Source organism: Lapidilactobacillus achengensis, assembly GCF_003946655.1.
Taxonomy (GTDB): Bacteria; Bacillota; Bacilli; order Lactobacillales; family Lactobacillaceae; genus Lapidilactobacillus; species Lapidilactobacillus achengensis.
The window spans coordinates 20,997-44,254 of record NZ_RHOV01000011.1 but is presented as its reverse complement, the minus strand read 5'-3'; the positions used below and the strand labels follow the sequence as shown (position 1 = coordinate 44,254).

29 protein-coding genes, 1 pseudogene and 1 other annotated feature are annotated in these 23,258 nt (G+C 49.9%); of the genes and pseudogenes, 1 reads left to right on the top strand and 29 read right to left on the bottom strand.

What is annotated here, in order from left to right; all coding sequences use genetic code 11:
* Nucleotides 1-90 precede the first annotated feature (90 nt).
* From EKM94_RS07460 to EKM94_RS07405, 13 genes are all read right to left on the bottom strand, one after another.
* Nucleotides 91-315 (bottom strand): helix-turn-helix domain-containing protein, encoded by a 225-nt coding sequence (locus EKM94_RS07460; protein ID WP_125599836.1) that lies wholly within the window; start codon nucleotides 313-315, stop codon nucleotides 91-93.
* Nucleotides 312-785 (bottom strand): hypothetical protein, encoded by a 474-nt coding sequence (locus EKM94_RS07455; RefSeq protein ID WP_125599833.1) that lies wholly within the window; start codon nucleotides 783-785, stop codon nucleotides 312-314. Before EKM94_RS07455 ends, EKM94_RS07460 begins: the two co-directional genes overlap by 4 nt.
* A gap of 269 nt (nucleotides 786-1,054) precedes the next feature.
* Nucleotides 1,055-1,534 (bottom strand): DUF2975 domain-containing protein, encoded by a 480-nt coding sequence (locus EKM94_RS07450; RefSeq protein ID WP_125599831.1) that lies wholly within the window; start codon nucleotides 1,532-1,534, stop codon nucleotides 1,055-1,057.
* A 215-nt stretch (nucleotides 1,535-1,749) separates the two neighbouring features.
* Nucleotides 1,750-4,539 (bottom strand): cation-translocating P-type ATPase, encoded by a 2,790-nt coding sequence (locus tag EKM94_RS07445; RefSeq protein WP_125599828.1) that lies wholly within the window; start codon nucleotides 4,537-4,539, stop codon nucleotides 1,750-1,752.
* Nucleotides 4,540-4,589: 50 nt separating this feature from the next.
* Nucleotides 4,590-4,635 (bottom strand) — a sequence feature (sodium ion sensor (DUF1646 type); this cis-regulatory element may regulate processes involved in with the transportation of sodium ions).
* 369 nt (nucleotides 4,636-5,004) lie between these two features.
* On the bottom strand, nucleotides 5,005-5,232 hold the full coding sequence (locus EKM94_RS07440; protein WP_125599825.1) for a hypothetical protein: 228 nt from the start codon (nucleotides 5,230-5,232) through the stop codon (nucleotides 5,005-5,007).
* Between the two features lie 185 nt (nucleotides 5,233-5,417).
* Nucleotides 5,418-5,543 (bottom strand): hypothetical protein, encoded by a 126-nt coding sequence (locus EKM94_RS12805; RefSeq protein WP_263853232.1) that lies wholly within the window; start codon nucleotides 5,541-5,543, stop codon nucleotides 5,418-5,420.
* A 107-nt stretch (nucleotides 5,544-5,650) separates the two neighbouring features.
* Nucleotides 5,651-6,289, bottom strand: a complete 639-nt coding sequence (locus EKM94_RS07435; protein WP_125599822.1) for a potassium channel family protein — start codon at nucleotides 6,287-6,289, stop codon at nucleotides 5,651-5,653.
* Nucleotides 6,290-6,299: 10 nt separating this feature from the next.
* Nucleotides 6,300-7,685, bottom strand: coding sequence for a TrkH family potassium uptake protein (locus EKM94_RS07430; protein WP_125599819.1), 1,386 nt, complete (start codon nucleotides 7,683-7,685; stop codon nucleotides 6,300-6,302).
* A 19-nt stretch (nucleotides 7,686-7,704) separates the two neighbouring features.
* Nucleotides 7,705-7,920, bottom strand: coding sequence for a hypothetical protein (locus EKM94_RS07425; protein ID WP_125599815.1), 216 nt, complete (start codon nucleotides 7,918-7,920; stop codon nucleotides 7,705-7,707).
* 110 nt (nucleotides 7,921-8,030) lie between these two features.
* Nucleotides 8,031-8,273 carry a hypothetical protein gene (locus EKM94_RS07420; protein ID WP_125599813.1) on the bottom strand — a complete coding sequence of 81 codons (243 nt, stop codon included), beginning with the start codon at nucleotides 8,271-8,273 and terminating at the stop codon, nucleotides 8,031-8,033.
* 75 nt (nucleotides 8,274-8,348) lie between these two features.
* A complete protein-coding gene (locus EKM94_RS07415; RefSeq protein ID WP_125599810.1) occupies nucleotides 8,349-8,576 on the bottom strand; it encodes a hypothetical protein in 228 nt (75 codons plus the stop codon).
* A 106-nt stretch (nucleotides 8,577-8,682) separates the two neighbouring features.
* Entirely contained in the window at nucleotides 8,683-9,429 is a 747-nt protein-coding gene (locus tag EKM94_RS07410; RefSeq protein ID WP_125599807.1) for a response regulator transcription factor, read from the bottom strand.
* Nucleotides 9,429-9,749: a hypothetical protein gene (locus tag EKM94_RS07405; RefSeq protein ID WP_125599804.1), complete on the bottom strand. Its 321-nt coding sequence runs from the start codon at nucleotides 9,747-9,749 to the stop codon at nucleotides 9,429-9,431. The genes EKM94_RS07410 and EKM94_RS07405 overlap by 1 nt, the downstream gene beginning before the upstream one ends.
* Nucleotides 9,750-10,069: 320 nt before the next feature.
* Between EKM94_RS07405 and EKM94_RS07400 the strand changes: the two genes are divergently transcribed.
* Nucleotides 10,070-10,267, top strand: coding sequence for a hypothetical protein (locus EKM94_RS07400; protein ID WP_125599802.1), 198 nt, complete (start codon nucleotides 10,070-10,072; stop codon nucleotides 10,265-10,267).
* A 26-nt stretch (nucleotides 10,268-10,293) separates the two neighbouring features.
* Here EKM94_RS07400 and phoU read toward each other — a convergent pair whose 3' ends face one another.
* From phoU to EKM94_RS07320, 16 genes and pseudogenes are all read right to left on the bottom strand, one after another.
* On the bottom strand, nucleotides 10,294-10,962 hold the full coding sequence (gene phoU, locus EKM94_RS07395; protein ID WP_125599799.1) for a phosphate signaling complex protein PhoU: 669 nt from the start codon (nucleotides 10,960-10,962) through the stop codon (nucleotides 10,294-10,296).
* Nucleotides 10,963-10,981: 19 nt separating this feature from the next.
* Complete coding sequence (gene pstB / locus EKM94_RS07390; RefSeq protein WP_125599796.1) at nucleotides 10,982-11,740, bottom strand: phosphate ABC transporter ATP-binding protein PstB; 759 nt, start codon at nucleotides 11,738-11,740, stop codon at nucleotides 10,982-10,984.
* Between the two features lie 5 nt (nucleotides 11,741-11,745).
* Nucleotides 11,746-12,537: a phosphate ABC transporter ATP-binding protein gene (locus tag EKM94_RS07385; RefSeq protein ID WP_125599793.1), complete on the bottom strand. Its 792-nt coding sequence runs from the start codon at nucleotides 12,535-12,537 to the stop codon at nucleotides 11,746-11,748.
* A 44-nt stretch (nucleotides 12,538-12,581) separates the two neighbouring features.
* Nucleotides 12,582-13,454, bottom strand: a complete 873-nt coding sequence (gene pstA / locus EKM94_RS07380) for a phosphate ABC transporter permease PstA (RefSeq protein ID WP_125599790.1) — start codon at nucleotides 13,452-13,454, stop codon at nucleotides 12,582-12,584.
* Entirely contained in the window at nucleotides 13,451-14,362 is a 912-nt protein-coding gene (gene pstC / locus EKM94_RS07375; RefSeq protein WP_125599787.1) for a phosphate ABC transporter permease subunit PstC, read from the bottom strand. The genes pstA and pstC overlap by 4 nt, the downstream gene beginning before the upstream one ends.
* Before the next feature lie 20 nt (nucleotides 14,363-14,382).
* Nucleotides 14,383-15,285, bottom strand: coding sequence for a phosphate ABC transporter substrate-binding protein PstS family protein (locus EKM94_RS07370; protein WP_125599784.1), 903 nt, complete (start codon nucleotides 15,283-15,285; stop codon nucleotides 14,383-14,385).
* A 252-nt stretch (nucleotides 15,286-15,537) separates the two neighbouring features.
* Nucleotides 15,538-16,311, bottom strand: coding sequence for a hypothetical protein (locus tag EKM94_RS07365; RefSeq protein ID WP_125599781.1), 774 nt, complete (start codon nucleotides 16,309-16,311; stop codon nucleotides 15,538-15,540).
* Nucleotides 16,295-16,825, bottom strand: a complete 531-nt coding sequence (locus tag EKM94_RS07360; protein WP_164511150.1) for a sigma-70 family RNA polymerase sigma factor — start codon at nucleotides 16,823-16,825, stop codon at nucleotides 16,295-16,297. Before EKM94_RS07360 ends, EKM94_RS07365 begins: the two co-directional genes overlap by 17 nt.
* A gap of 202 nt (nucleotides 16,826-17,027) precedes the next feature.
* The gene (locus EKM94_RS07355) at nucleotides 17,028-17,807 is read right to left on the bottom strand and encodes a hypothetical protein (protein ID WP_125599775.1); all 780 of its coding nucleotides are present in this window, start codon (nucleotides 17,805-17,807) and stop codon (nucleotides 17,028-17,030) included.
* On the bottom strand, nucleotides 17,791-18,321 hold the full coding sequence (locus EKM94_RS07350) for a sigma-70 family RNA polymerase sigma factor (RefSeq protein WP_164511149.1): 531 nt from the start codon (nucleotides 18,319-18,321) through the stop codon (nucleotides 17,791-17,793). Before EKM94_RS07350 ends, EKM94_RS07355 begins: the two co-directional genes overlap by 17 nt.
* Before the next feature lie 217 nt (nucleotides 18,322-18,538).
* A pseudogene (locus EKM94_RS07345) lies at nucleotides 18,539-19,867 on the bottom strand (PTS transporter subunit EIIC); the annotation flags it as partial.
* Nucleotides 19,868-20,002: 135 nt separating this feature from the next.
* On the bottom strand, nucleotides 20,003-20,344 hold the full coding sequence (locus EKM94_RS07340; RefSeq protein ID WP_125599766.1) for a hypothetical protein: 342 nt from the start codon (nucleotides 20,342-20,344) through the stop codon (nucleotides 20,003-20,005).
* 486 nt (nucleotides 20,345-20,830) lie between these two features.
* A complete protein-coding gene (locus EKM94_RS07335) occupies nucleotides 20,831-21,049 on the bottom strand; it encodes a hypothetical protein (RefSeq protein WP_125599763.1) in 219 nt (72 codons plus the stop codon).
* Between the two features lie 57 nt (nucleotides 21,050-21,106).
* Nucleotides 21,107-21,763: an amino acid ABC transporter permease gene (locus EKM94_RS07330; RefSeq protein WP_125599760.1), complete on the bottom strand. Its 657-nt coding sequence runs from the start codon at nucleotides 21,761-21,763 to the stop codon at nucleotides 21,107-21,109.
* A gap of 14 nt (nucleotides 21,764-21,777) precedes the next feature.
* A complete protein-coding gene (locus EKM94_RS07325) occupies nucleotides 21,778-22,434 on the bottom strand; it encodes an amino acid ABC transporter permease (RefSeq protein WP_125599757.1) in 657 nt (218 codons plus the stop codon).
* Nucleotides 22,431-23,258 carry a transporter substrate-binding domain-containing protein gene (locus EKM94_RS07320; protein WP_125599754.1) on the bottom strand — a complete coding sequence of 276 codons (828 nt, stop codon included), beginning with the start codon at nucleotides 23,256-23,258 and terminating at the stop codon, nucleotides 22,431-22,433. The genes EKM94_RS07325 and EKM94_RS07320 overlap by 4 nt, the downstream gene beginning before the upstream one ends.

The following is a 23,258-nucleotide window of genomic DNA, read 5'->3' as shown; positions in this document are numbered from 1 at the left end:
GCGTTGACTGGCTTTGAATCGCAAATAGCCCTAGAAATCGAAATTTGATTTCTAGGGCTATTTTTTCATCTTTTCGAGTGGCATTTATTCTCAATCTGGTGACTCAGTTTCATCCGCGACCACGTGGAGCAAATCACCGGGTTGACAGTCTAAGGCGGCACAGATCGCCGCCAGCGTGCTGAAGCGGATCGCCCGGGCCTTGCCGGTCTTCAGAATTGACAGATTGGCCAAGGTTAGGCCGACTTGTTCTGAGAGTTCAGTCAGGGTCATTTGCCGCTGGGCCAACAAGTGATCCAGTTCAACGACGATTCTCATCGGGTCACCTCATTTGAACCGAGCGTGGCTTGCTGCTGACTCAACTGCCACAGCAAATAAGCAAGCACCCCTAAGCTAAAAACGCCGAGGAAGAACACAAGGTTGAAGGTAAGAACTTGGGGGGTGCGGCTAACGTAAGCGTAACGCCACCAGCCAGGCAAACACAATAATTGCAGACCATTGATCCCCCAAAGTAGCCCTTGGATCCAGTGCAGGCGTTGCCGCACCAGGGGCGCGCCAAAACTAGTTTTGGTCAGACTTTGAAGGACAATAATCGTTAGTCCCAGCGCGATAAAACAGAGGATCCCGGCCAGATACATGATGATGCCTAACCCGATCGCGCCAGGGAGCCAGCCCACCAGACGAAGCCAATCGCCTAGGACGAAGGGCACCAGGTCAACTAGAATCAGACCGGCCAATGCGGCAATCAGTATCAACATCGTTTGCAGAAAGCGAATACTTTTTCTCATGATCATACGCTCCTTCTTTTGAAACGTGTTCGCCACCCCAGCGCTTTCCGCTTAGCTACGCCATTGTTCCGGAAGCAAGGTGCGCTTCCAAAACAATGGCTAGGCTAATGCTCAAGCACTACCCGGGGTGGTTTGCACTCTCCTTTTGAAACGTGTTCACCACCCCAGCTTCTTCCGCTTAACTACGTCTGGCTTCTGGAGGCAAGCCCCGCCTCCAAAATCCCGACTAGGTTAATGCTCAGAAGCTAACCGGGGTGGTTTGCACTCTGCTATATGGTTAAGTCGTGTTCTTCTTGAAGTTCCAGCGCTTGTTGCAAGAGTTGCTTCAAGACGCCGGCGAAAACGCCGATCACCAAGGCCGCGCCGACAAAGACAATGGCTAGCGCTAATAACCCAGGCGCATCGTCGCGATCGGCCCAAATGAAGAAGATCGGTAGTTCCAACGCATAAATCAAACTGATGGCCAACGCCTGATTTCGCAGGCGCGCCAAGGCGGTCACCGACGCCAGCGCGAAGGCTTGGCGCCGCTGGATCCGCCGCACCAGCTCCCCTGCTTGCCATAAGATACCCGCAAAGAGGAGCGCGGTTAGATATAGCCCTATTCCCATCAACGTCGGCCACCACCAAGCGCCAGGAAAGAGCCGCGCTAACCCAATTAAGAAGTGGGGAATCACAATGGCTGCCACCGCAGCCAAGCCCAGCGCCAGTACCAATAAGGCCAACTGCAGCAACCTTGTCTCGCGTTTCATAGTTTTCCTCGCCGTCCTTTATTATCGATTATCGATAAACTATATCTTGATTATAGCACCAATTTATCGATAAACAATAAACCCATCGCCATGTGACAAAACTGTTCGTTACTCTCAGCATACAAAAAACTGGTCCACGCCGCAAAATCACAGGCACTGGACCAGTTGGTGTTAACAATTTTTATCTGTGCGACACTTTTACCAAGCGGCTCGGCTTACCACAACGTGATCTTCGGGAAGATTTCTTTCAACCCGGAGAGAATCAAGGTTGGCAGGGCCGGAATGAAAATCACGGCCAAATACAGTTGCCAAGTCAGGGTCACCGTGCCGAAAACAGCGGTGAACAGTGGGAACATGGTCACAACCAATGACGCGACCGCCGCGAAGGAAACGGCGGCAACCAAGTGAAGATTGCTGAAAGGATTCCGGCGGAACAAGGTACGGGTGCTCCGCGCGTCAAACACGTGCCACAGCTGGCCGAATACCAAGGTCAGGAAGGCGATTGTTTGCGCCTCAGCGGCAGAATAGCCGGCTTGGGCCGCCCAAACGAAGGCCGCGAAGACCAAGCCGCCCATGAGCACGCCCCGGATCAAGACCCGTGACAAGAGACCGTTGGCGAAGACCGATTGCTTCGTGTCCCGGGGTTTCTCACTCATGATGTTCCGCTCCGCCTCATCATAGCCCAAGGCAAATGACGGCAGCGCGTCACTGATCATGTTCACCCACAAAACCATCAAGGCAGTTAAAGTCGGAGTCAATTCGGAAATCTGACCGATTGGCTTGGTAATGAAGAACACGCCCAGCAGCAAGGACAGCACTTCCGCCACATTGGTGGTCAACTCATGGCGAATGAAATTCTTGATGTTGCCGAAAATCGTCCGACCGGCCGCCACTGATTTCTCAATTGTCGTAAACTTATCGTCCATCAAAATCAAATCCGCGGAATCTTTGGTAACTTCGGTGCCATTGATGCCCATGGCGATCCCGATGTCAGCCGCGCGTAAAGCTGGCGCGTCATTGACACCATCACCGGTCATCGCGACGATTTCTTGATGGCCCTGCAACGCCTTGACCACCCGCTGTTTGTGTTCCGGAGAGACCCGCGCGTACACCCGAATCTCTGGCACCACTGCTGCTAGTTCCGCGTCACTCATCGCTTCGATCTCCCGACCTTGGACAACACGAGCTTGTTCGTCGTGAACGATTCCCAGCCGATACGCGATTGCCCGCGCGGTTTCCGCATGATCACCGGTAATCATCACCACATTGACACCAGCTTTAGCCAGCACCGCCACCGAACGTTTAACTTCGGCCCGGGGTGGGTCAATGATTCCCGCGATTCCTAATAATTGTAAATGCTGCTCCAATTCGGCCTGCGTCCCATTTTCAGCCAATTCCAACGAGATCGTTCGCTCAGCCACCGCCAACGTTCGTAACGCTTGTTGCGCGTAATGGTGGATTTGCGTTTCAACTTGCTCCTTGGCTGTCGCGACCGGCGTCATTTGATCGCCGAGCCAGACTTGATCGGTTTTGGTCAGGATCACATCTGGCGCGCCTTTGGTCAACACTTTGTATTGCGTGCCGTCTTTGACCACCACACTCATCATTTTCCGGGTGCTATCGAAAGGGAAAACCCGCAAAATGTCATAGTCATCCTGACCAGTTTGGTTCAACAGATCGTCACGGAAGACCTTGTCCTTCTGCCCGAGAACGATCAATGAGACATCGGTAGGATTGCCAAAAGGACGATATTGGCCGTGCTCGTTTTGCGAAACACTGGCCTCATTGTTCAAGACTGCCGCATGAACGAAGCGCTTGTAATCAAAACGTCCCACATCGGCTTCATCGACGGGCTCGATCTCCCCAATGGGCTCGTAGCCATTCCCATCGACTTCATAGGCGATGCCATTGGCCCAGAAATCAGTGACTGTCATTTCATTTTTGGTTAACGTCCCGGTTTTGTCCGACGCGATGAAAGTAGTGGCGCCCAGCGTTTCCACGCTGTTCAAGGACTTGATCAGGCCTTTACTTTTCGCCAGACTGGTGGCGCCAATCGTCAGTACGATCGATAAAACGACGGGCAAGGCATCAGGAATCGCCGCTACCGCCAAAGCAATCGCCGTGGACAGATTATCCGCCACGCCACTGACCGTCAACTGACCTGTGGCAATTACTTCTTTAGCGATGCCATAACCCAGCACGATCACCACGATCGCCGCTGCCACGTACATTAATTTGCGCGTCAAATTCGCCATGGTTTGTTCGATTGGTGTCTTCTTCGTTTCCACGCTATCCAGAAGATTGGCGATATGGCCTAGTTCGGTGGTCATCCCGGTCGCGACCACCACCCCGACCCCATTGCCATTGACCACGGTAGAGCCAGAAAAGCCCATATTGGTGCGATCACCTAACTGCGTGTCATCCGCCAACATAAAGCGAGTTTTCGCGACGGGCTCCGCTTCGCCGGTTAAGTGAGATTCGTTGATCTGCAATTCATTGGTGGCCAACCAGCGCAAGTCGGCGTCTAGGAAGTCGCCCATCTTCACGGATACAATATCACCAGCGACCAATTCAGCGGCATCAACCTTTTGCCAATCCTCATCGCGGAGCACGGCCACCTGATGATCGGCCAGTTGTTTCAACGAATCCAGTGACTTCTGCGCCTTAGTTTCTTGAACATAAGATAACACTGCGTTGCCAATGATCAAGGCGAAAATCGCGATCGCCTCGTATAAAGAAGCCTTCCCGTGACTGAAATCGCCGTTAACTTGAAAATCATAAACCGCGCTTAAAATCGCCAACCCAACCGCGATCCACAAAACGATCACGATGGGTTCCTTGAACGAGCGAATAAAGATTTTCCAGCCGGGATCCGGCTGTTTCTGAACCAATTCATTGCGACCATCACGTTCTAACCGTGCCGCCGCTTCTGTTTCAGTCAACCCGCGAAAACGGGAAGTTTGTAGTTTTTCGAGGACCTCTTTTCGATGTTGGTTATAAAACATAGTAAACTCCTTTTCAATTCAGACCGACAAAAAAACTATGCCTAACAGGCCCTTCTTCACCCCAAGAAGGTTTACCTTGAAAGCATAGCTCCAACCGATCGTGCAATATTTCGTTACAATTATTATTCCAGAAAAAACGGGTCCTTGTCAAGTGGCAAGTTACATTTTGTTACCAAAAACTCAGGAATTACTGTCAGCGCGCCGCTTGCGGGCTCTGGTTGAAAGTTGGTTGCCTTGAGCTAGATTGACAAAAGTAGGTAGGCCGCAGCTTGCGCTGCGCTGGGCGTTGGTGGTTAACAGATGTAGTGGGGCTCCAGGTCGGGCTGGGGGTGGTGGAACGCGGCGGGCACGACTTGAAGCTTTTCGGAAACCCACCGAAAATCTTCAAGCTCGGCCTTATTGTAGGCGATAAATCGCCAACAATAATATCGCGGCTGACTCACCCCCAGCCCGACCTTCCGCCAACTAGTAAACAATCCACCAACGCCACGCTCCGCTCCAGCCGCTCAACGTTATAGCAGTCGCTTGAGCACTCACACCGACCGGCAAGCTGTTGCCAATTGATGAGGAGCCACGCAATTGACGGCCGTTGTTAGTGGTCACAAGCTCTAAATTGGTGACACCAGTACAGTCTGCTTGATGAACTAAGGCAAGTTTTTGATGAATTAGCTGAATCGGTCGGTTTCCAACCAAGGATTGTTAAGGGAACAAGCAGAAATGTTCGGTCTGCACAAAATGTCCCAATTTCTAATCCGAATCCGTTAGCATTGCTGTACCACCAAAAAAGAAGCAATTGTTTTGACCTCTAGCTCGCAAAACAGCCTCGTCAAATCCTTCGCCGTGATCGCAGATAGGCCCAATTCTGCCTAGCAACCGCCTCAGGACGTGTGGCTCAGCGGTGAGATTATTCTTAGCGATTTATCGCTTAGAATAAGGCTCGATTTGAAGACAAGCCGCTGGGCTTGCGGATTGGCTTCAAACGATGCCCACTGCGTTCCAGCCACGACAAACGTCCTGAGGCGGTTGCGTCCACATCCAAACCCAGCCCATCTGCAATCAAGCGCAAGTCCAGCCACAGATTCGCCCTATCCCACACAACCATCGCCAACGCCTATTCCGTGCTCAACATGATCAGCACATCATCCGTCTGCATCGTCAGATCGGCCGGCACGGGAATGATGATTTTTTGATCACGAATCACCGCCATGATGTTGTAGTCGTATTTGTTACGAATATCCAGATCCGCCACCGTATGGCCAACCCATTGAGCCCGGGGGTGCAGCTCGGTAATCGCTTGCCGACCGGCGCGCTCTAAAATATCGATCATGTCCGGATCAACTAAGCTATGGGCGATTTTCTCACCCATTTCAATTTCGGGTAGAATCACCCGATCGGCGCCCAAGCGTTCGAGAATTTTCTTTTGGCGCTGTCCTAAAGCCTTGACGACGACTTTCGGCACGCCTAGCTCTTTGGCGGTCATGGTCGCCATGATCGCGGCCTCGAAATTCTCACCCATGGCCAAAACGACCACGTCGAAATCACCCAGGTCCAACCCTTTCAGCGTATCAGCGTCGGAAACGTCAGCCTGAACCAAGTGACTGGTGTAGTCCGCGGCCTCATTCAAGCGTTCTTCTTTGATGTCGCAAGCCAAAACGGTGGCGTCATAATCGGCCAAGGTGCGAACAATACTCATGCCAAAACGGCCCAAACCGAAAACGGCGAATTGTAAATTAGTGCGATCAATATCCATTTTTCTACTCCTATCCGATCATGACGGTCGCGCTAGGATAGCGCACATCATGCTGATTCATTTGACGCGTTAAGGCCACCATCACCGTAATTGGTGATAGGCGCCCGATGAACATGCACAAGGCGATGACGATTTTCCCGATTTCACTAAGGTGGGGCGTGATGCCGGTGGTCAAGCCCACGGTTCCCAGCGCCGAACTGACCTCGAAAATCAGATCCAATAAATTGTGGGAGAAACCTGAATTTTGTTCGGAAAAGGTTAAAATCACAACAGCGCCCAGCACCAAAAGCACAAACATGGAAACCACGGTCAAGGCTTTCTGGAGCAGTTGCAATGGTAAGGTGCGGTGAAAAGCGACCAATTGTGAGCGTCCCTTGATGGCCGCATGCACCGCGATCAAAATCAGCGCGATCGAAACCGTTTTGATCCCGCCGGCGGTGCCAGCTGGCGAACCGCCCACCAACATCAACATCGAGGAAATCCCCTTACTCAAGTCGGTCAAGCCCGCTTGGTCGATGGAGAAATAGCCCGCCGTCCGCAAAGTGACTGATTGGAAGAAGGCGTTGAGAATTTTGTTGCCCCAAGAAAGTGGGCCCAAGGTGGCCGGATTCTGCCATTCCAGCCCTAAAATCACCAAAGTTCCCACTAACAATAAGCCACCAGTCATGACCAACACGATTTTGGCATGAACCGAAAGCATCTGTAACCGCCGGCGCACCGACCATTGCCGCTTACTGCGCAACCGTTTGAAGAATTCAATGATCACCGGAAACCCTAAACCGCCGAGAACGATCAAGGCGCTGACCGTCAAGATAATGGGCCAATTACCTTGAAACGGTTGCAGGCTGCTGTTGCCGAGAATATCGAAGCCGGCATTACAGAACGCCGAAATCGCATGGAATACCCCTTGATAAGCGGCTTTCCCCCAACTGATCGATTGCGCCTGATGGAAGAAAACCGTCAATAAAATCGCGCCGCTCAACTCAATGCCCAAAGTGATTTGAACGACTCGCTTGATAAACGCGCCCATTCCCCCAATACGATCCTGACCAAAAGCTGTTTTGATGACCACGCGATTTTCCAAAGAAATGCGCCGGTTGAAGAGCAATAGACTGGCCGAGAAAATCGAAATGAAGCCAAGCGCGCCTAACTGGATCAAAGAAATAATCACCAATTGACCGAACAAGGTCCAGTGGGCCAGCGTGTTGACCACCACCAACCCAGTCACGCAACTAGCCGAGGTGGCCGTGAACAACGCATTCAAAAAGCCCACCGATTGCTGATCTTTGCTGGCGATGGGTAGATTTAATAATAGTGTGCCCAATAAAATCAGCCCGACGAAACTCAACGCAATCAACTGGGTGGCCGTTAAATGTTGGACTTTCTTCCCGTTCAAAAACGAAACAACCCCTTACCTAACTCGATTTGATTGCTTTCAGTATAGCACAAGTCCGCCTGCGGTTGGTATGTCGTTGGTAGCGGCAGGTGTGGTGGAAAGACAAAAGTAGCTTGGCCGCGGCTTGCGCTGCGAAATTCGGGGTGAGCTCGCTGTGGGCGCTGTTTTGAGCCAATCCGCAAAGTGCGCGGCTTGTCTCAAAATCAGGCCTTGTCCTAAGCGGCAGAGCCGCCAAACGTGTTCACCGACCTAGCTTCCTCCGCTTAGCTACGCAACTATTTCGGAGGCAAAGCCCAGCCTCCAAAATAGTTACTAGGCTAATGCTCAGAAGCTGCCCAGGTCGGCTCACACTCTCAACCATTTCACGGCGATCTCACCCCGAATTTCTCCGCTCCAGCCGCTCAACGTTTTAACAGTCGTTTGAGCACTCACGCCAACTGGCAGGCTATGGTCAATTGATGTAGGGCCACGCAAATGACAACCATGGCTAGTGGTCACCAGCTTTGAATTGGCGACACCAGTGCAGTCGGTCAGATGAACTGAGGTAAGTTCCTGATGAATCGGTTGAATTGATCGGTTTTCACTCAAGAATTGTTAAGGAAACGAGTACAGATCTTCGGCCTACACAAAATGTCCCAACCTCCTAATCCAAATCCGTTGGCATTACGGTACCATCCCAAAAAGGGCGATTGTTTGACCTCTAGCTCGCAAAACCACTTCGTCAAATCCTTCGCCTTGATTGTCGTGAAATTGTCCTTGGCGGCTTTGCCGCTTAGGACAAGGCTCGATTTGAAGACAATTCCCGCTTTTGGAATTGGCTTCAAACGATGCCCACCACGTTCCAGTCCGCAACAGCAGTCCCAGCCGGTTGCGCTCACGCGCAACACCCACTATACCTGCAATTAAGCGCAAACTGCTGGAATCCGTTGGCATTACCATACCACACCGAAAAGCGGCGCACGCAATTCAAAAAGCCGCCAGTTGACCAGCTGACGGTTTATTTTTGAAAGTCGATTTTTAGGTGTTTATCCTCGAAAATATAGCCAAAGCCGCGCACGGTTTTGATGATTTGGGGATTTTTGGAATCCAACTCGATTTTATCGCGCAGATGGCTGACATGGATGTCAACGATTCGCGAAGATTCCAGCTCGTCGTAGCCCCAAACCTTGTTTAGAATCTGTTCCCGACTCAAAACCTGACCATTATGGTTGATCAAATAAATCAGTAATTTGAATTCTTTCGGCGTCAATCCTAAATCAACCCCGCGGCGCAACACCTGATAATGTTGCAGATCAATGGTCAGATCGTCCAGATGGATCGCGGATGATTTGACCTCGTCCGCCAGCTCCGGATGCACCGGGCGCTCATGTTCGTGAGTCTTATACACCCAGATCCGCTGCTGGATCCGCGCGGATAGTTCCGCAAAAGAAACTTGGGCCGCCAAGTAATCATCAACTCTGAGCGCGAACAATGCCAGCAAATTATCTGGCGTGGGCGCGGCATCCAAAATCACGATGGGACCATTGATGGCGTCGCGATTTTGCGCGACCAGTTGGCTGGACGCTTCAAAACCAAGGCAGTCTAAGTCAACGATCACAGCGCTGAATTCTTGGCTGGCAATAGCCTGGGCCGCGCTTAAAGCGGATGTGACGTTAAACACCGAGAAGTGTTGTTCGGCGAGTTTTTCGTTAAGCATGATAAAAATTTTGAGCTGTTTGGTCAAGACCAATATCTTATTTTGCATTAGTCTACACCTAAACTTTCGCTTCTTGTCTTGGCACCTTTTTTGTTGAAATTGCTTATTCTTCTGATTGAGAGTAGGTTGCCCGCAGCTTGCGCTACGAAATTCGGGGTGAGCTCGCTGTGGGCGCTGTTTTGAGCCAATCCGCAAAGTGCGCGGCTTGTCTCAAAATCAGGCCTTGTCCTAAGCGGCAGAGCCGCCAAGGACAATTTCACGGCGATCTCACCCCGAATTTCTCCGCTCCAGCCGCTCAACGTTTTAACAGCCGTTTGAGCACTCACGCCGTCCAATAAGTTATGGCCAATTAATGAAGAACCACGCAATTGAAGACCGTGGTTAGTGGTTACAATCCATGAATTGGTGACACCAGCGCAGTCTGTCTGATAAACAAACCTAGTTATCAGTGCATCAACTGAATCAATCGGTTTTCACTCATGAATCGTTCAAGAGTACGAGTTGAGATGTTCAGCCTACGCAAAATGTCGCAACCGCCTGATCCAAATCCGTTGGTGTTGCTGTACCATCCCAAAAGTGGGCAATTGTTTGACCTCAATCTCGCAAAACCACTTCGTTAGATATCCAGCTCCGATTGCAGATAGGCTCAATTCTGCCTAGCAACCGGTTCGGGCCATGCGGCTCAGCAGTGAAATTATTCTTTGCGGCTTTGCCGCTTAGAATAAGGCTCGATTTTGAGACAAGCCGCGGGTCTTGCGGATTGGCTCAAAACGATGCCCACTGCGTTCCAGCCGCACAAATGGCCCGAACCGGTTGCGCTCACGCGCAACACCCTACCACACCTGCAATCAAGCGACCATCCAAGAATAGAAGCTGCCGATTCTAGCTCGGCGCCAAACATTGCCCATGCACTCAGCGGCGCTTATCGTTACTCAATTCCACAATATTCCCGGTTTTGCTATAAACAATCCATTCCGTAATATTGACGATATGATCCCCAATCCGCTCCAAGAACCGCGCGACCATCAGATAACTGGCGCTGGCCGGCGCCAGATCGACAGTTTGCGACTCGGTGTCGGTGATGGCTTTGCGAATCGTAATGAACTGTTGGTCAATCCCCAAATCAGCCTTCGCGACGTTCTCTGCAACAGTCGCATCTTCGTGGAAGTACGCGTCCAGCGCTTCTTCCAACATTTTGCGGACGCTGTTAGTCATTTCGGCGATTTGTTCCTCAACTTTGGGGATCCGTTGATTACCTTTAATATAAATCGTTTCGCGGGCAATGCCAACTGCATGGTCTCCGATTCGCTCTAAATCTGAACTAGCTTTGAGGATCGAGATCACTTCGCGGAAATTGGTGGCCACGGGTTGTTGCAAAGCCATTAAATAAAGGGCCTGTTTCTCCAAGTCGATCTCGTTTTCGTTGATGTCATGATCAGTGCTGATCACCGCGTGGGCCAGCTTCTTGTCGTGATCAATAAAGGATTTGGTGGACTGATAGATTTGTTCACTGACGGTGATGCCCATATTCATGAAGTTGGTTTGCAAACTCTTCAACTCATCAAAAAATTGTTGTGCCATGATTGTCTCCTATCCGAAATTATCCGAATTTCCCATTCAAATAATCACTGGTTGCTTGTTCCCGCGGCGTCATAAAAATCGTCTTGGTGGCGTCGGCTTCGACCAAATCGCCATTCAGTAAAAACGCGGTTTGATCAGAGATCCGGCTGGCCTGTTGCAAATTATGGGTCACGATCACGATGGTGTAGCTGTCTTTCAGACTTAGCAAGGTGCCTTCGATTTTAGCGCTGGCGATTGGATCCAACGCGCTGGTCGGTTCATCCAACAGGATCACTTCCGGCGCCCCGGCCAAAACACTGGCGAGGCAGACCCGTTGCTGCTGGCCGCCAGATAGCGATTGGGCCGAGCGCTGGAGTCGATCTTTAACCTCATCCCAAATTGCGGCTTGACGCAGGCTGCGCTCCACGATTTCGTCCGCTTTCTGGCGATCATGCAGGCCGATCATCCGTTGACTGAAAATCACATTCTCATAAATTGAGAAGGGAAACGGCGTTGGCTGTTGGTAAACCATGCCGATCTGAGTCCGTAAAGCGACCACATTGACTTTCGGCCCGTAAATATCTTGCTGCTCAAACTCGATCTCCCCACTGACAGTCACATCGGGAAGTAAATCGTTGCTCCGATTCAAACAGCGTAAAAAAGTCGATTTGCCGCAGCCGGAAGGTCCCATCAAGGCCGTGATTTGATTCTTGGGGAAATCCAAAGTCACGCCATGGAGGCTTTCGTGCTGACCATAGCTAACTTTAACATCTTTGGTTGTCAAACTATTCTCTGTCATGATCATCACCCGAAATTCCCTGACAAATAATCGTCAGTCATCGCCAAATGTGGCTTGATAAACAGCTGCGCGGTCGCGTCATATTCCATTAAATGACCGTCGTAAAAGAAGGCGGTATAATCGCTGATCCGCGCCGCTTGTTCCAAATTATGGGTCACGATAATGATCGTATAGTTCTGCTTTAATTCTAGCAAATTTGCTTCTATTTTGGCAGTCGAAATTGGATCTAAGGCGCTGGCCGGTTCATCCAAGAGCAAAACTTGCGGCATCGACATCAACGTCCGCGCTAAACACAGCCGCTGTTGCTGCCCGCCGGATAGTTGCAAGGCGTTGCGCTCCAGATCGCCATCCAATTCGGTCCAAAGATCAACCATGCTGAGCACCTGCTCCATCCGCTGGTGCAAATCACTGGCGCTGATCTTCTGATGTTCCAACACGCCAAAGGACAAGTTAAACCGAATCGAGCGCGCAAACGGATTCGGCTGCTGAAACAGCATTCCCACCTGTTGCCGCAATTGATAAACGTTCAGCTTGGGATCGTTGATGTTGATGCCATCAAGCATGATTTGGCCACCAATCGCGGCGACCTCATCATTCATCCGATTCAAACAACGCAGAAAGGTTGACTTACCAGAGCCTGATGGTCCGATCAAGGCCGTGATCCGATTTTTTGGGAAAATCGCGGAACATGGCTGCAAGGCCAAGGTTTCATCGTATTTAACGGTCAGATCCTTGGTCGTCAAGGCGTTGGGCAAATCGGGGAATTTCAAATATGTTTCTGCAGTATCGTACATCATTACACCTCATTAACAGTCGCGGCCACAACGGTGACGGCTAGCACTTAGCGATAGATTTTCCGTTGTAGTCGGTGGGACAGTTGCCGCGCCAGCAGATTGAACACCAAAATGGTCAAAATCAAAATAACGATCGTGCCTTTCGAGATTGCCTCGGCATTGGCGCCCAGTCCTTCGGTATTGACTTTCCAAATATGGACCGCCAATGTTTCCGCAGGTCGCAATGGATTCAGAAAGCTATTCGCGTCGAAAATATTCCAGTTCAGGTAATCCAACTTCGGCGCGCTTTGGCCAGCCGTATAAATCAAAGCTGCCGCTTCACCGAAAACCCGGCCGGCGCTAAGCACGATGCCTGAGATCATTCCCGGCATCGCCTCGGGCAAAATCACCTTGGTGATCGTATGCCATTTGGAAACACCAAGGGAAACGCCAGCGGTCATGCGCGCCTCTGGTACCGTCGCGATCGCCAAGGAAATACTTTGGGTCAAGATCGGCAGATTGAAGAAGGTCAACGCGATCGCGCCTGACAGCACGGAAAAGCCGATTTTGAACTTCAGAACTAACAACAGGAAGCCAAAGAGCCCGATGATGATCGAAGGTAACGAGCTTAAGGCTTGGATCGCCATTTCCGCGATGGCGGCGAACCGACTTTTCTTGCCGTAAATGGTTAAGGCAATGGCGGAACCTAAGGCGATGGGGAAAGACAACAGGAGCGTCAAGATCAACAAATACAATGAGTTGAAGAGTTGATCGCGAATGCCCAGCCCATCATCGCTGGCGGTGGTCAGAAACGACCAGCTGATCGTGGACCAGCCTTGAACCAGCAAATAGCCAATAAAGACGGCAATCAAGGCAATGATCGCGCCAACAATGGTGTAGATCAGGCCGCGGGCAAACTTGTCATTTCGATAACGATTCATTTGGCCTCGCCTCCTCGGGTGAATCCTTTGACGATCAAGTTAAAGGCCAAGGAGATCAGCAAGAGGATCAAGGCCAAGGTCCATAAGGCGTTATTGGGCAGCGTACCATCAATGGTGTTGCCAATATCGGTGGTCAATTTACTGGTCAGCGTTGCGGTGGGCGAGACCAGACTTGTGGGCATTTGAACGGTATTGCCGATCACCATCTGGACTGCCAGCGCTTCACCAAAGGCCCGGGCGATCCCATAAATCACGGCGATCATCAGTTTCTTCGCGGAGATCCGCAACATGACGTGATAGATCATTTGCCAATGGGTGCACCCCAAAGTATAAGCAAATTTCTGGTAACTGGGATCCACACTGCGCAAGCTTTCGATCGACAAGGACGTGATCGTGGGCAAGATCATCAAGGCCAAGATCAACGCCCCGGCCAAGATCCCAAAGCCTGTGCCACCGAAACGCCCGCGAATGATCGGTACCAAAACGGTCAAGCCGATGAACCCGTAGACAACTGAAGGAATTCCCAGCAGTAATTCAATCACTGGTTGGACAAAACGTTGCCCGAATTTCGGCTTTAGCGCCACCACGTAGATCGCGATAACAAAAGCTAGCGGTGTCGCCACAGCGGCCGCTAGCATAGTTGTCGAAAACGAGGTTGTGATCAAGGCTAAGGCCCCAATGTCCGCATGCCCATGGGCATCCAAGCTGGTGTTCCAATCTGCTGTTGTCAGAAACGACCAAACATTAACGTGATTTTTGGTGAACGTCTGTAGGCCTTTGCTACTAATGAAGTAGACAATCGTCACAACCAGTAGCAACAAGATCGTGACGCTGATATAGCAGAGTAGCCGGCCCCAATTATCTTGACGGATCTCCTTGGAGCGGGCAAAGAGTTTATCCTCTTTCATAATCTCACTTCTCGCTTACTTTATTTTTCGCTGACCTTGTTCTTCGCGTCCTTGACAACTTTCATGTCATGCATGCTGATATAGCCAAGATCTTTGACTGGGCCAGACTGAACATCTTTTGAGTCCATGTATTCCAGAAACTTCTTAGTCGCGCTGTCGATTTTTTCCTGAGTATACATATGTTCGTAAGACCAGATCTTCCATTCGTTGGTGGTCACGTTCTTGTCAGTCGGTTCAACACCATCGATCGATAATGGTTGGATATCATCTTTGAAGTATGAGAAAGCCAAGTAGCTGATCGAACCTGGCGTTGAGCGGACGATTTGTTGAACAGTCCCGTTGGAATCTTGCTCTTGTGACTTAACTGCCTTAGCGCCATCAAGCACCGCGTTTTCGAAAGTCGCGCGGGTCCCGCTACCTTCTGCCCGATTGATCACAGTGATCGCGCCATCTTTGCCGCCAACGTCTTTCCAGTTGGTGATCTTCCCAGTGAAAATATCCTTCAATTGAGCCATGGTAATGTTCTTCACGCCAACTTCTTTGTTAACGACTGGTCCCATCCCCACGACCGCAACTTTATGATCGACCAATTTAGAAGCGTCGATCCCATCTTTGGCCTCAGCGAAAATATCCGAGTTTCCAATGGTGACCGCGCCTTGCGAAACTTGACTTAACCCTGTGCCGGAACCGCCACCTTGAACGTTGACCACGATGTTGCTGTTTTCCTTTTGGAAATCCTTCGCCGCTTGTTCGACTAATGGTTGTAACGCGGTTGAGCCGACGACCATGATTTTAGCTGATTCTGCTTTCTTGCTGCTGGAGCTACTGCTGCTACCATTGGAAGCGTTGCCTGATCCGCTACAAGCGCCCAATAACATTAATCCGGCAGCGATCAGTGAACCTAATGCAAGTTTTTTCTTCATATCTCTACACTCCTGCTCTGTGTCATCCCTAATTTTGAATACAACCACAGTTTACCCAGTGAGTATAAATTTTCAGTATGATTTATGTAAATATCTTGTAAAGTTGCCACTTTTTCGTGAAAGTTTCTTTTTAGTAAGTGAGCGATTTTCAGCAAAAGCCAACAAAAAAACCAGCAAGGAGGCAGCTTGCTGGCAGGCAAATTAAAATATGGGTTAACTGCTATTTTGAAAAACTTGGGTGTCCGGCGCTTATCACAGAAAATGGATCAGCAAGTAGACAATGAGGGCGATTCCCAAGATGATCCCCATTCCGATAAAAATAACGTTATTGGCATGGATCCCGAAGTTGATATTACTGAAGATGTAATCAAACTTAGTCCCACGAAAAACAGAATCAGAGATTTCAATCTTGGCCATGTTGGGAATCATCAGGAGATTACGCTTGAACAACTCGGCATTTTCCACATTGAGGATCTCGGTGAACACGCGTTTATCTGTGGTCTGGAAGTCTAAGGTATACCAGTGCAGCACATTGCGGCGCCAAGGTCGGTTGTTATCGGCGGGAATAGATTCGCGATGCTTCTTCAATTTAAGCACAGGGATTCGATCATAATAGTAGGAATAATAAACCGTGGGATCGTCAATAAATTCGATCATCACGAAGAAAATCATCCGTCGATCCGTGAAAATCATCAGGCGATTGTCCCGCAGGCTGTCTTGTTCCTTGATGTAGTCCGCGGCGGTTGCGGTTTTAGCGGCATACATGCCCATCACCCCGCTGGTCGCCGCGTTCGAACCATTCTCATTGGTGACCGGCATCATATTGACGATTTTCTCATCAGGCTCCAGAATTTTATCAACTTCCTGTAACGCCTTCTGCAAAGTAATATATAGCTTGACTTTCTTGACCCGATAACGTTCGTGGAGCTCCGGGGTCAACCCGTTAAAGTAGCGGCCTTTGGGTCGTTCCGGAAAGCCATTGATTTGGTTAACAACATCAACAAACGGATTAAGTAAAGTAGTCATTGATAACACCCTCCTCTTGTAGTTTCTTGCGTCCGCGTGATAAATGCTTATAAACGGACCAGCGCTTCATCCGTAACTTCTTACCAATTTCTTCAGGCAAGAGATCATCACGATAAAATAACATGAAAACTTCCCGTTCTGTCTTCGAAAGCGAGGCGAAAATCGTCTCGTAATCTAATTCCTCCGTAATCGGCGGCGTAGACAGAACCACATGATCCAGCGTGGTGTTCTGCAGCATCGCTTTCAATCCCCGCTGATAATCGATCGTTTGATGCTTGACGATCGCGCTCAGCCAATTTTTGAAAGTGCCTTTATCCGCATCATACTGCCCGATATGCGACCACACTTGATAAAAGCAACGATTGGCAATATCCGCCGTGAAATCTCGTCGAAAATCATTCGGCAAATTGTGCAGAATCACTTGATTGATAAACCCGCCATAGCTAACGACCAACTCCGTCAAAGCCACTTCATCTTGTGCCCGCAAACGAGCAATCAACTCCGCTTCTTCCATCTCGACCCTTCTCCTTCCTTGACAAGAATCAAACCCTGTCATACTCGCTTACACCCTATATTACGATAGAACCCCCTGAGGTCTGACATTTTGCGCCAAAATAATTATTTTCTGATCAAAACAAAAAGCCAGCAAGGCGGCAACTTGCTGGCTGCGAATTAAAAATATGGGTTAACTGTTATTTAAGAACAATAAATAATCGTCACTTGAGAAAATAGGTCACGAGCTTCGGCAGGATGACTAATAAGAATAAAAGCACTCCCCCAACAATCAGCATGCCATTGCCACTCCAAATACTGAAATTGACGTTACTCATCGCAAAATCAAACTTGCTCCGACGCTTTACTCGATCGGTGACTTCGATCTCGGTCATCTTAGGGATCATCAGGAGATTGCGTTTGAACAGATCGGCATTATCCGCATTGAGGATCTCCGTAAAAACACGCTTATCCGTGGTCTGGAAGTCTAAGGTGTACCAGTGCAGCACATTGCGGCGCCAAGGTCGATGATTATCGGTTGGAATAGATTGTTTATGTTGCTTTAATTTAAGCGCCGGGATCCGATCGTAATAGTAGGAATAATAAACAGTCGGGTCATCAATAAACTCGATCACCACGAAGAAGATCATCCGCCGGTCCGTGAAAATCAACAGTCGATTATCCCGCAAACTGTCTTGTTCCTTGATGTAGTCTGTGGCTGTTGCGGTTTTGGCGGCATACATACCCATCACGCCACTTGTTGCCGCAGTTGAACCATTCTCGTTCGTGATCGGCATCATATTGACGATTTTTTCATCAGGCTCAAGGATTTTCCCCACTTGCTCTAAGGCTTTTTGCAAGGTGATGTACATTTTGACTTTCTTGACCCGATACCGTTCTTGGATGCCGGGACTCAGTTGCTTGAAATACAGCGAATGTGGTCGTTGTGGAAACCCATTGATTTGATCGACGACCGCCACAAATGGATTAGTTAAAGTAGCCATGAAAGACACCCTCCTCCTGTAGTTTTTTGCGCCCGCGCGACAAATGTTTGTAGACGGTCAAACGCCTCATTCGCATTTTCTTGGCGATTTCTTCTGGTAGATAATCCTCCCGATAAAACAGCATAAAAACTTGCTGTTCTGTCTTGGAAAGGCTCGCAAAAAGCTTGTCATAATCCAGCTCTTCTGTGACTGGCGGTGTCGGCACGATCACTTTATCCAGACTGATCGCCTTCGTTGTCGCCTTCAACCCGCGTTGATAATCGATCGTTTGGTGCTTGACGATCGCGCTCAACCAATTTTTAAAAGTGCCCTTATCCGCGTCATACTGTCCGATATGCATCCACACTTGATAAAAGCAACGGTTAGCAATATCCTCAGTGAAATCGCGCTGAAAATCGTTCGGTAAATTGTGTAAAATCACTTGATTGATAAACCCGCCATAGCTGACGACTAACTCCGTCAAAGCAGCTTCATCTTGGGCCCGCAAACGAGTAATCAACTCTGCTTCTTCCATCTTTGCCCTCCTCCCTCCTTTATAAAACCAAACCTCGTCAGATTCCTTACACCCTATATTACGATAAATCTTCATGAAACCTGACATTTTGCGCCAAAATAATTTTTTTCTGATCAAAACAAAAAATCAATCCATTGAAAAATGAATTGATTTCTTTTTTGCCGCAGTCCGAAGTATTTTCTGAGCGTTAATCTTGCTCCTCCGGCCGATACCAACAGAAAGTGATCAAAAAGGTCGCGCCAAAAGCAATGGCCACGGTGATCAGCGCATGGACGATATTCATTGGGTTGGCGCCGATAAACGCCGGCAAAGCCGCCAGTCCCGGCGAAACAAACGCATAACGCACCAGACCACTCAGGCCAGCGTACCAGCCGCCCAACGCGCCACCAATCATTGCCGCGATCAAAGGTTTACGTAAAACCAAGGTCACCCCATAAAGCGAGGGCTCCGTGATCCCCATTAGTGCGGTCAGTCCGGCAGAAAGGGCCGTTTGCCGCAATTGATGATCACGCGTCCGCAACGCGACCGCTAATGTCGCGCCTCCTTGGGCAATATTAGAGGCCAGCATCCCCGGGCCATTGATCGTTTCAAATCCCTGCTTGCTAAGTTGCATCGTGGCAATCGGGGTCATCGCCCAGGCGGTCCCGGTAATGATCAATAATGGTTGCAAGCCACCCATCAACAACGGGATCAACCAACTGACCCGTTGATTTAACCAAGCCGCGCCAGCCGCAATGCCATCGTTCAAGAATAACCCCACCGGTCCGATGGCGATCAGCTCTAACGGACCAATAATCAGCAGGATCAACAGCGGCTTGACGAAGAATTTGACAAAGCCGGGTAAGTTTTTCTCTAAGAAACGGTCCAGCTGGGCCAGCAGCCAAACCGTGAACACGATTGGCAAAACTGACCCCGCGTAATCCGAGGCCGCCACTGGTAATCCCAAGAAATGAACGTCTTTTCCCGACGCGAAAAGTTGTTGCAAGCTGGGATGTAACAGAATTCCCGCCACCGTGATCGCCATCGCGGGATTGACGGCAAATTGCACGGCCGCCCCATAAGCCAACAACATCGGCATGAAATAGAATGCCGCGTCCGCAATCGTGTTCAAGAGCTGATACGTCTGCCCACTAGCGGATAACCCCCCGGTCAAAACCAACAATGACAGGACAGCCTTGACCATCCCCGCGCCAGTCAGCGCCGGGATCATCGGTGTGAAAATTGTAGAGATCAAAGCAATCAAATTTCTTTTGGTTGGCACCGCCGTGGTTGGCGTCGCCGCAGTCGGCAACAACGCGCTGACTTGGCGATACAGCAATTCCACTTGCGCGCCAACAACGATCTGCAATTGGCCGCCATGGTTCACCACACTGATGATTTCTGGGAAACTTTGCAGCTTGGCGAACGCCACCAGTTGTGGATCTTTCAATACAAAGCGTAGTCTGGTGGCACAATGAGTCAAACTGACCACATTGTCTGCCCCGCCCACCAATGCCAACACTTGGCTTGCTAATTGTGTCATGGTGACACCCCCTTGATATCTCATTCGTGTTCACCACGTAATGAGAATAAATCTATCATGGTCGCCGGTTCATACTCAAGCGCTGTTCCGACTTTTTCTGCCTGGATTCTCTGTAAAAAATGACAGGCGGCTTTGGTTGGGGTTGCTTATTTGACTGACTTAAAGTAGACTGGCCGCAGCTTGCGCTGCGAAATTCGGGGTGAGCTCGCTGTGGGCGCTGTTTTGAGCCAATCCGCAAAGTGCGCGGCTTGTCTCAAAATCAGGCCTTGTCCTAAGCGGCAGAGCCGCCAAGGACAATTTCACGGCGATCTCACCCCGAATTTCTCCGCTCCAGCCGCTCAACGTTTTAACAGTCGTTTGAGCACTCACGCCAGCTGGCAAGCTATCGCCAATTGATGGGGAACCACGGAATTGACGACCGTGGTTAGTGGTCACCAGCTTTAAATTGGTGACACCAGGACAGTCTGTCTGATGAACGAAAGCATGGTTATGTTGAAACATCTGAACCCATCGACAGATTCAGCCAAAGTTGGCTTGGAAATAGTGGCAACGTTATCGACGCTTCTCAAATCGGTTGGCATAATCATCCAAATCCGTTGGCGTTGCCGCTCTATCAAAAAAGGGCAATGGTTTTACCATCACCCTTGCAAAGGCACTTCAGTAATCTCTTCACTTCAATTGCAGAACGGCTCAATTCTGCCTAGGAACCGGTTGGAACCACGGAATTAACGGCCGTGGTTAGTGGTCCCAAGTTTCAAATTGGTGACACCAGCACAGTCTGCCTGATGTACTGGGGCAAGTTCTTGATGGATCAGCTTAAGCGGCCGGCTTCCACCCATGAATCGCTAAGGAAACAGGTAAAGATGTTCAACCAATGCAAACTGTGCTAACCAACAAATCCAAATTAGTTGGCCTTGCCGTACCACCTCAAAAGAAGGCGATTGTTTGACCTCTTACTCGCAAAACCACTTCGTCAAATCCTTCGCTTCAATTGCAGATGAGCTCAATTCTGTTCAGCAACCGGCGGGGACTGCGCGGCTCAGTGGTGAAATTGTCCTTGGCGGCTTTGCCGCTTAGGACAAGGCTCGATTTGAAGACAAGCCGCGCACTTTGCGGATTGGCTCCAAACGATGCCCACCACGTTCCAGTCCGCAACAGCAGTTCCAGCCGGTTGCGCTCACGCGCAACACCCAACTCTACTGCCATCAAGCGTAGACTCAAAAAGAGAAATCCAACTTTTCAAAGCAAAACTAGCCGGCCCACTTACTTCAGCCGCTTCGCCAACGCCCGCGATAAACGGCTGAGTAAGAAACAAATCGCGAAATACAAAACCGCTAAAGCCACAAACATGGGAATCATATAGTTACTATTCTGCCCATAAATAATCTGCGCGTGATACATCAACTCTGGCAAGAGAATGATCGTCGCTAATGAGGAATCCTTGACCAGCGACACGAACTGGCTCACGATCGGCGGAACCATGCGGCGGAGCGCTTGGGGCAAAATAATGTACCACATCGCCTGTAAATAGGTCATCCCGTTGCTACGGGCGGCTTCCATTTGGCCATGGTCAACGGAAGCGATCCCGCTTCGAATGATCTCCGCCAGCATCGCCGATTCAAAGACGGTCAGAGCAACGATCGCCGCGGTCACGGTATTCAAGCGAATTCCCAAGGTGCCCGGCAGGCCGAAGTACATGAAGAAGATGATCAATAGTAACGGTAGATTACGAATCAAGTCGATCACGAACCCGACGATCATCGAAAGATATTTAACTTTGACATAACGAACAAACCCAAGAATCGCGCCAATAATAAAGCTCAGCACCACTGAAATAACGGAAACATAGATGGTGACCCACAAACCTTCGAAAAGGAAATGCATGTTGAGCCAGCTGTAAGCGTCAATAAAATTTTGCATCAACAAGTCCTCCCTTAATCATTGGCAGGCTGTTTTGCCCACCGTTTTTCCAAATAGCGCATCAAGTAGCTTAACGGCATGGTCATCAACAGGTAGAGCAGTCCCACCGCCAAATAGGTATCCGTGGTTTTCAAGGTTGAGGACACGATCAAGTTGGCCTGATACATCAAATCAAAGCCCGCCAAAAAGGCTAAGACGGACGAGTTCTTGACCAGGTTGACGAATTGGTTGCCCAAAGGCGGGATCACGATCTTAATCGCTTGAGGCAAGACAATATACCCCATCGCCTGTAAGTAGGTCATGCCGTTACTCCGAGCGGCCTCCATTTGCCCAATATCCACGCTTTCGATCCCGGCGCGAACCGTTTCGGCAATAAACGCCGAGGTGTAAATGGTCAGCCCAATGGTGCCGGCGGTGAAGCCATCGATCTGCACCACAAATTGTGGGATCACAATGTAGAAGAACAGCGCCACCACCAGCAAAGGAATGTTGCGGAAAATTTCAACGTAAATATTACCGATCACCCGCAATGGTTTCAACGGACTGATCACAAATAACGCGAAAATCACGCCAATGATCAAGCTGCCTAACAACGCTAACAAGCTGGCGGATAAGGTGATGCGCAGTCCAGCGACTAAATCAGCCCAATGATCTGTTAAAATCGTTATCATTTCACCACACCTCCATCAAATCCGTCGATCTTGCCAAACCATTTTTTCACGATTTTCGCGTAGGTGCCATCGGCTTCGATGGTTTGCAACGCCTGATCAACCGCTTGGTGGAACTTCTCTTGGCCCAAATTAATACCCAAGCCATAAGGTTCCTTGGTGAAAGTCCCACCGACGATTTCATAATCCGAATCATCCGCGGCCAGACCGTAAAGAATCGCGTTATCACTGGTCATGGCATCACCTTGACCCGATTTCAAAGCGGCAAAGGCTTGCGCGGCATCAGGCAATTGCAAAATCTTCGCTTCCGGCGCGGCTTTTTTAACGTTCTCCACCGAGTTGGAGCCTTGCAGCCCAATAACCTTGGTGCCCTTAGTCAGATCTTTAACGCTTTTGATCTGACTGCCCTTCTTGACCATCAGCGCCTGGCCGGCATTGAAGTAAACTTCTGAAAAGAGCACTTCTTTCTTACGTTCAGGGGTGATCGTCAAGGTTGAGGCCAAGGCGTCCACGTTGCCGTTCTTCAGTAAAGACATCCGCGTATTGGACGTCACCGGGACAATATTGACCTGGACTTGGTCGCCGAAGATCTCCTTAGAAACCGCCGTGGCAATATCCACATCAAACCCCTCGACTTTACCGGTTTTGATGCTCATCAGCCCAAACAAACGGGTATCACTTTTAACGCCCCAAGAAATTTCATTACTGGCTTTGACCCGAGTCAGCACATCTTGGCTGGCCAGATCATCACCACAGCCAGCTAAAACCAGCAATAAACTGGCCAAGGTCAACCAAAGGGCGATCAATTTCTTCTTTTTCCGTTGCAT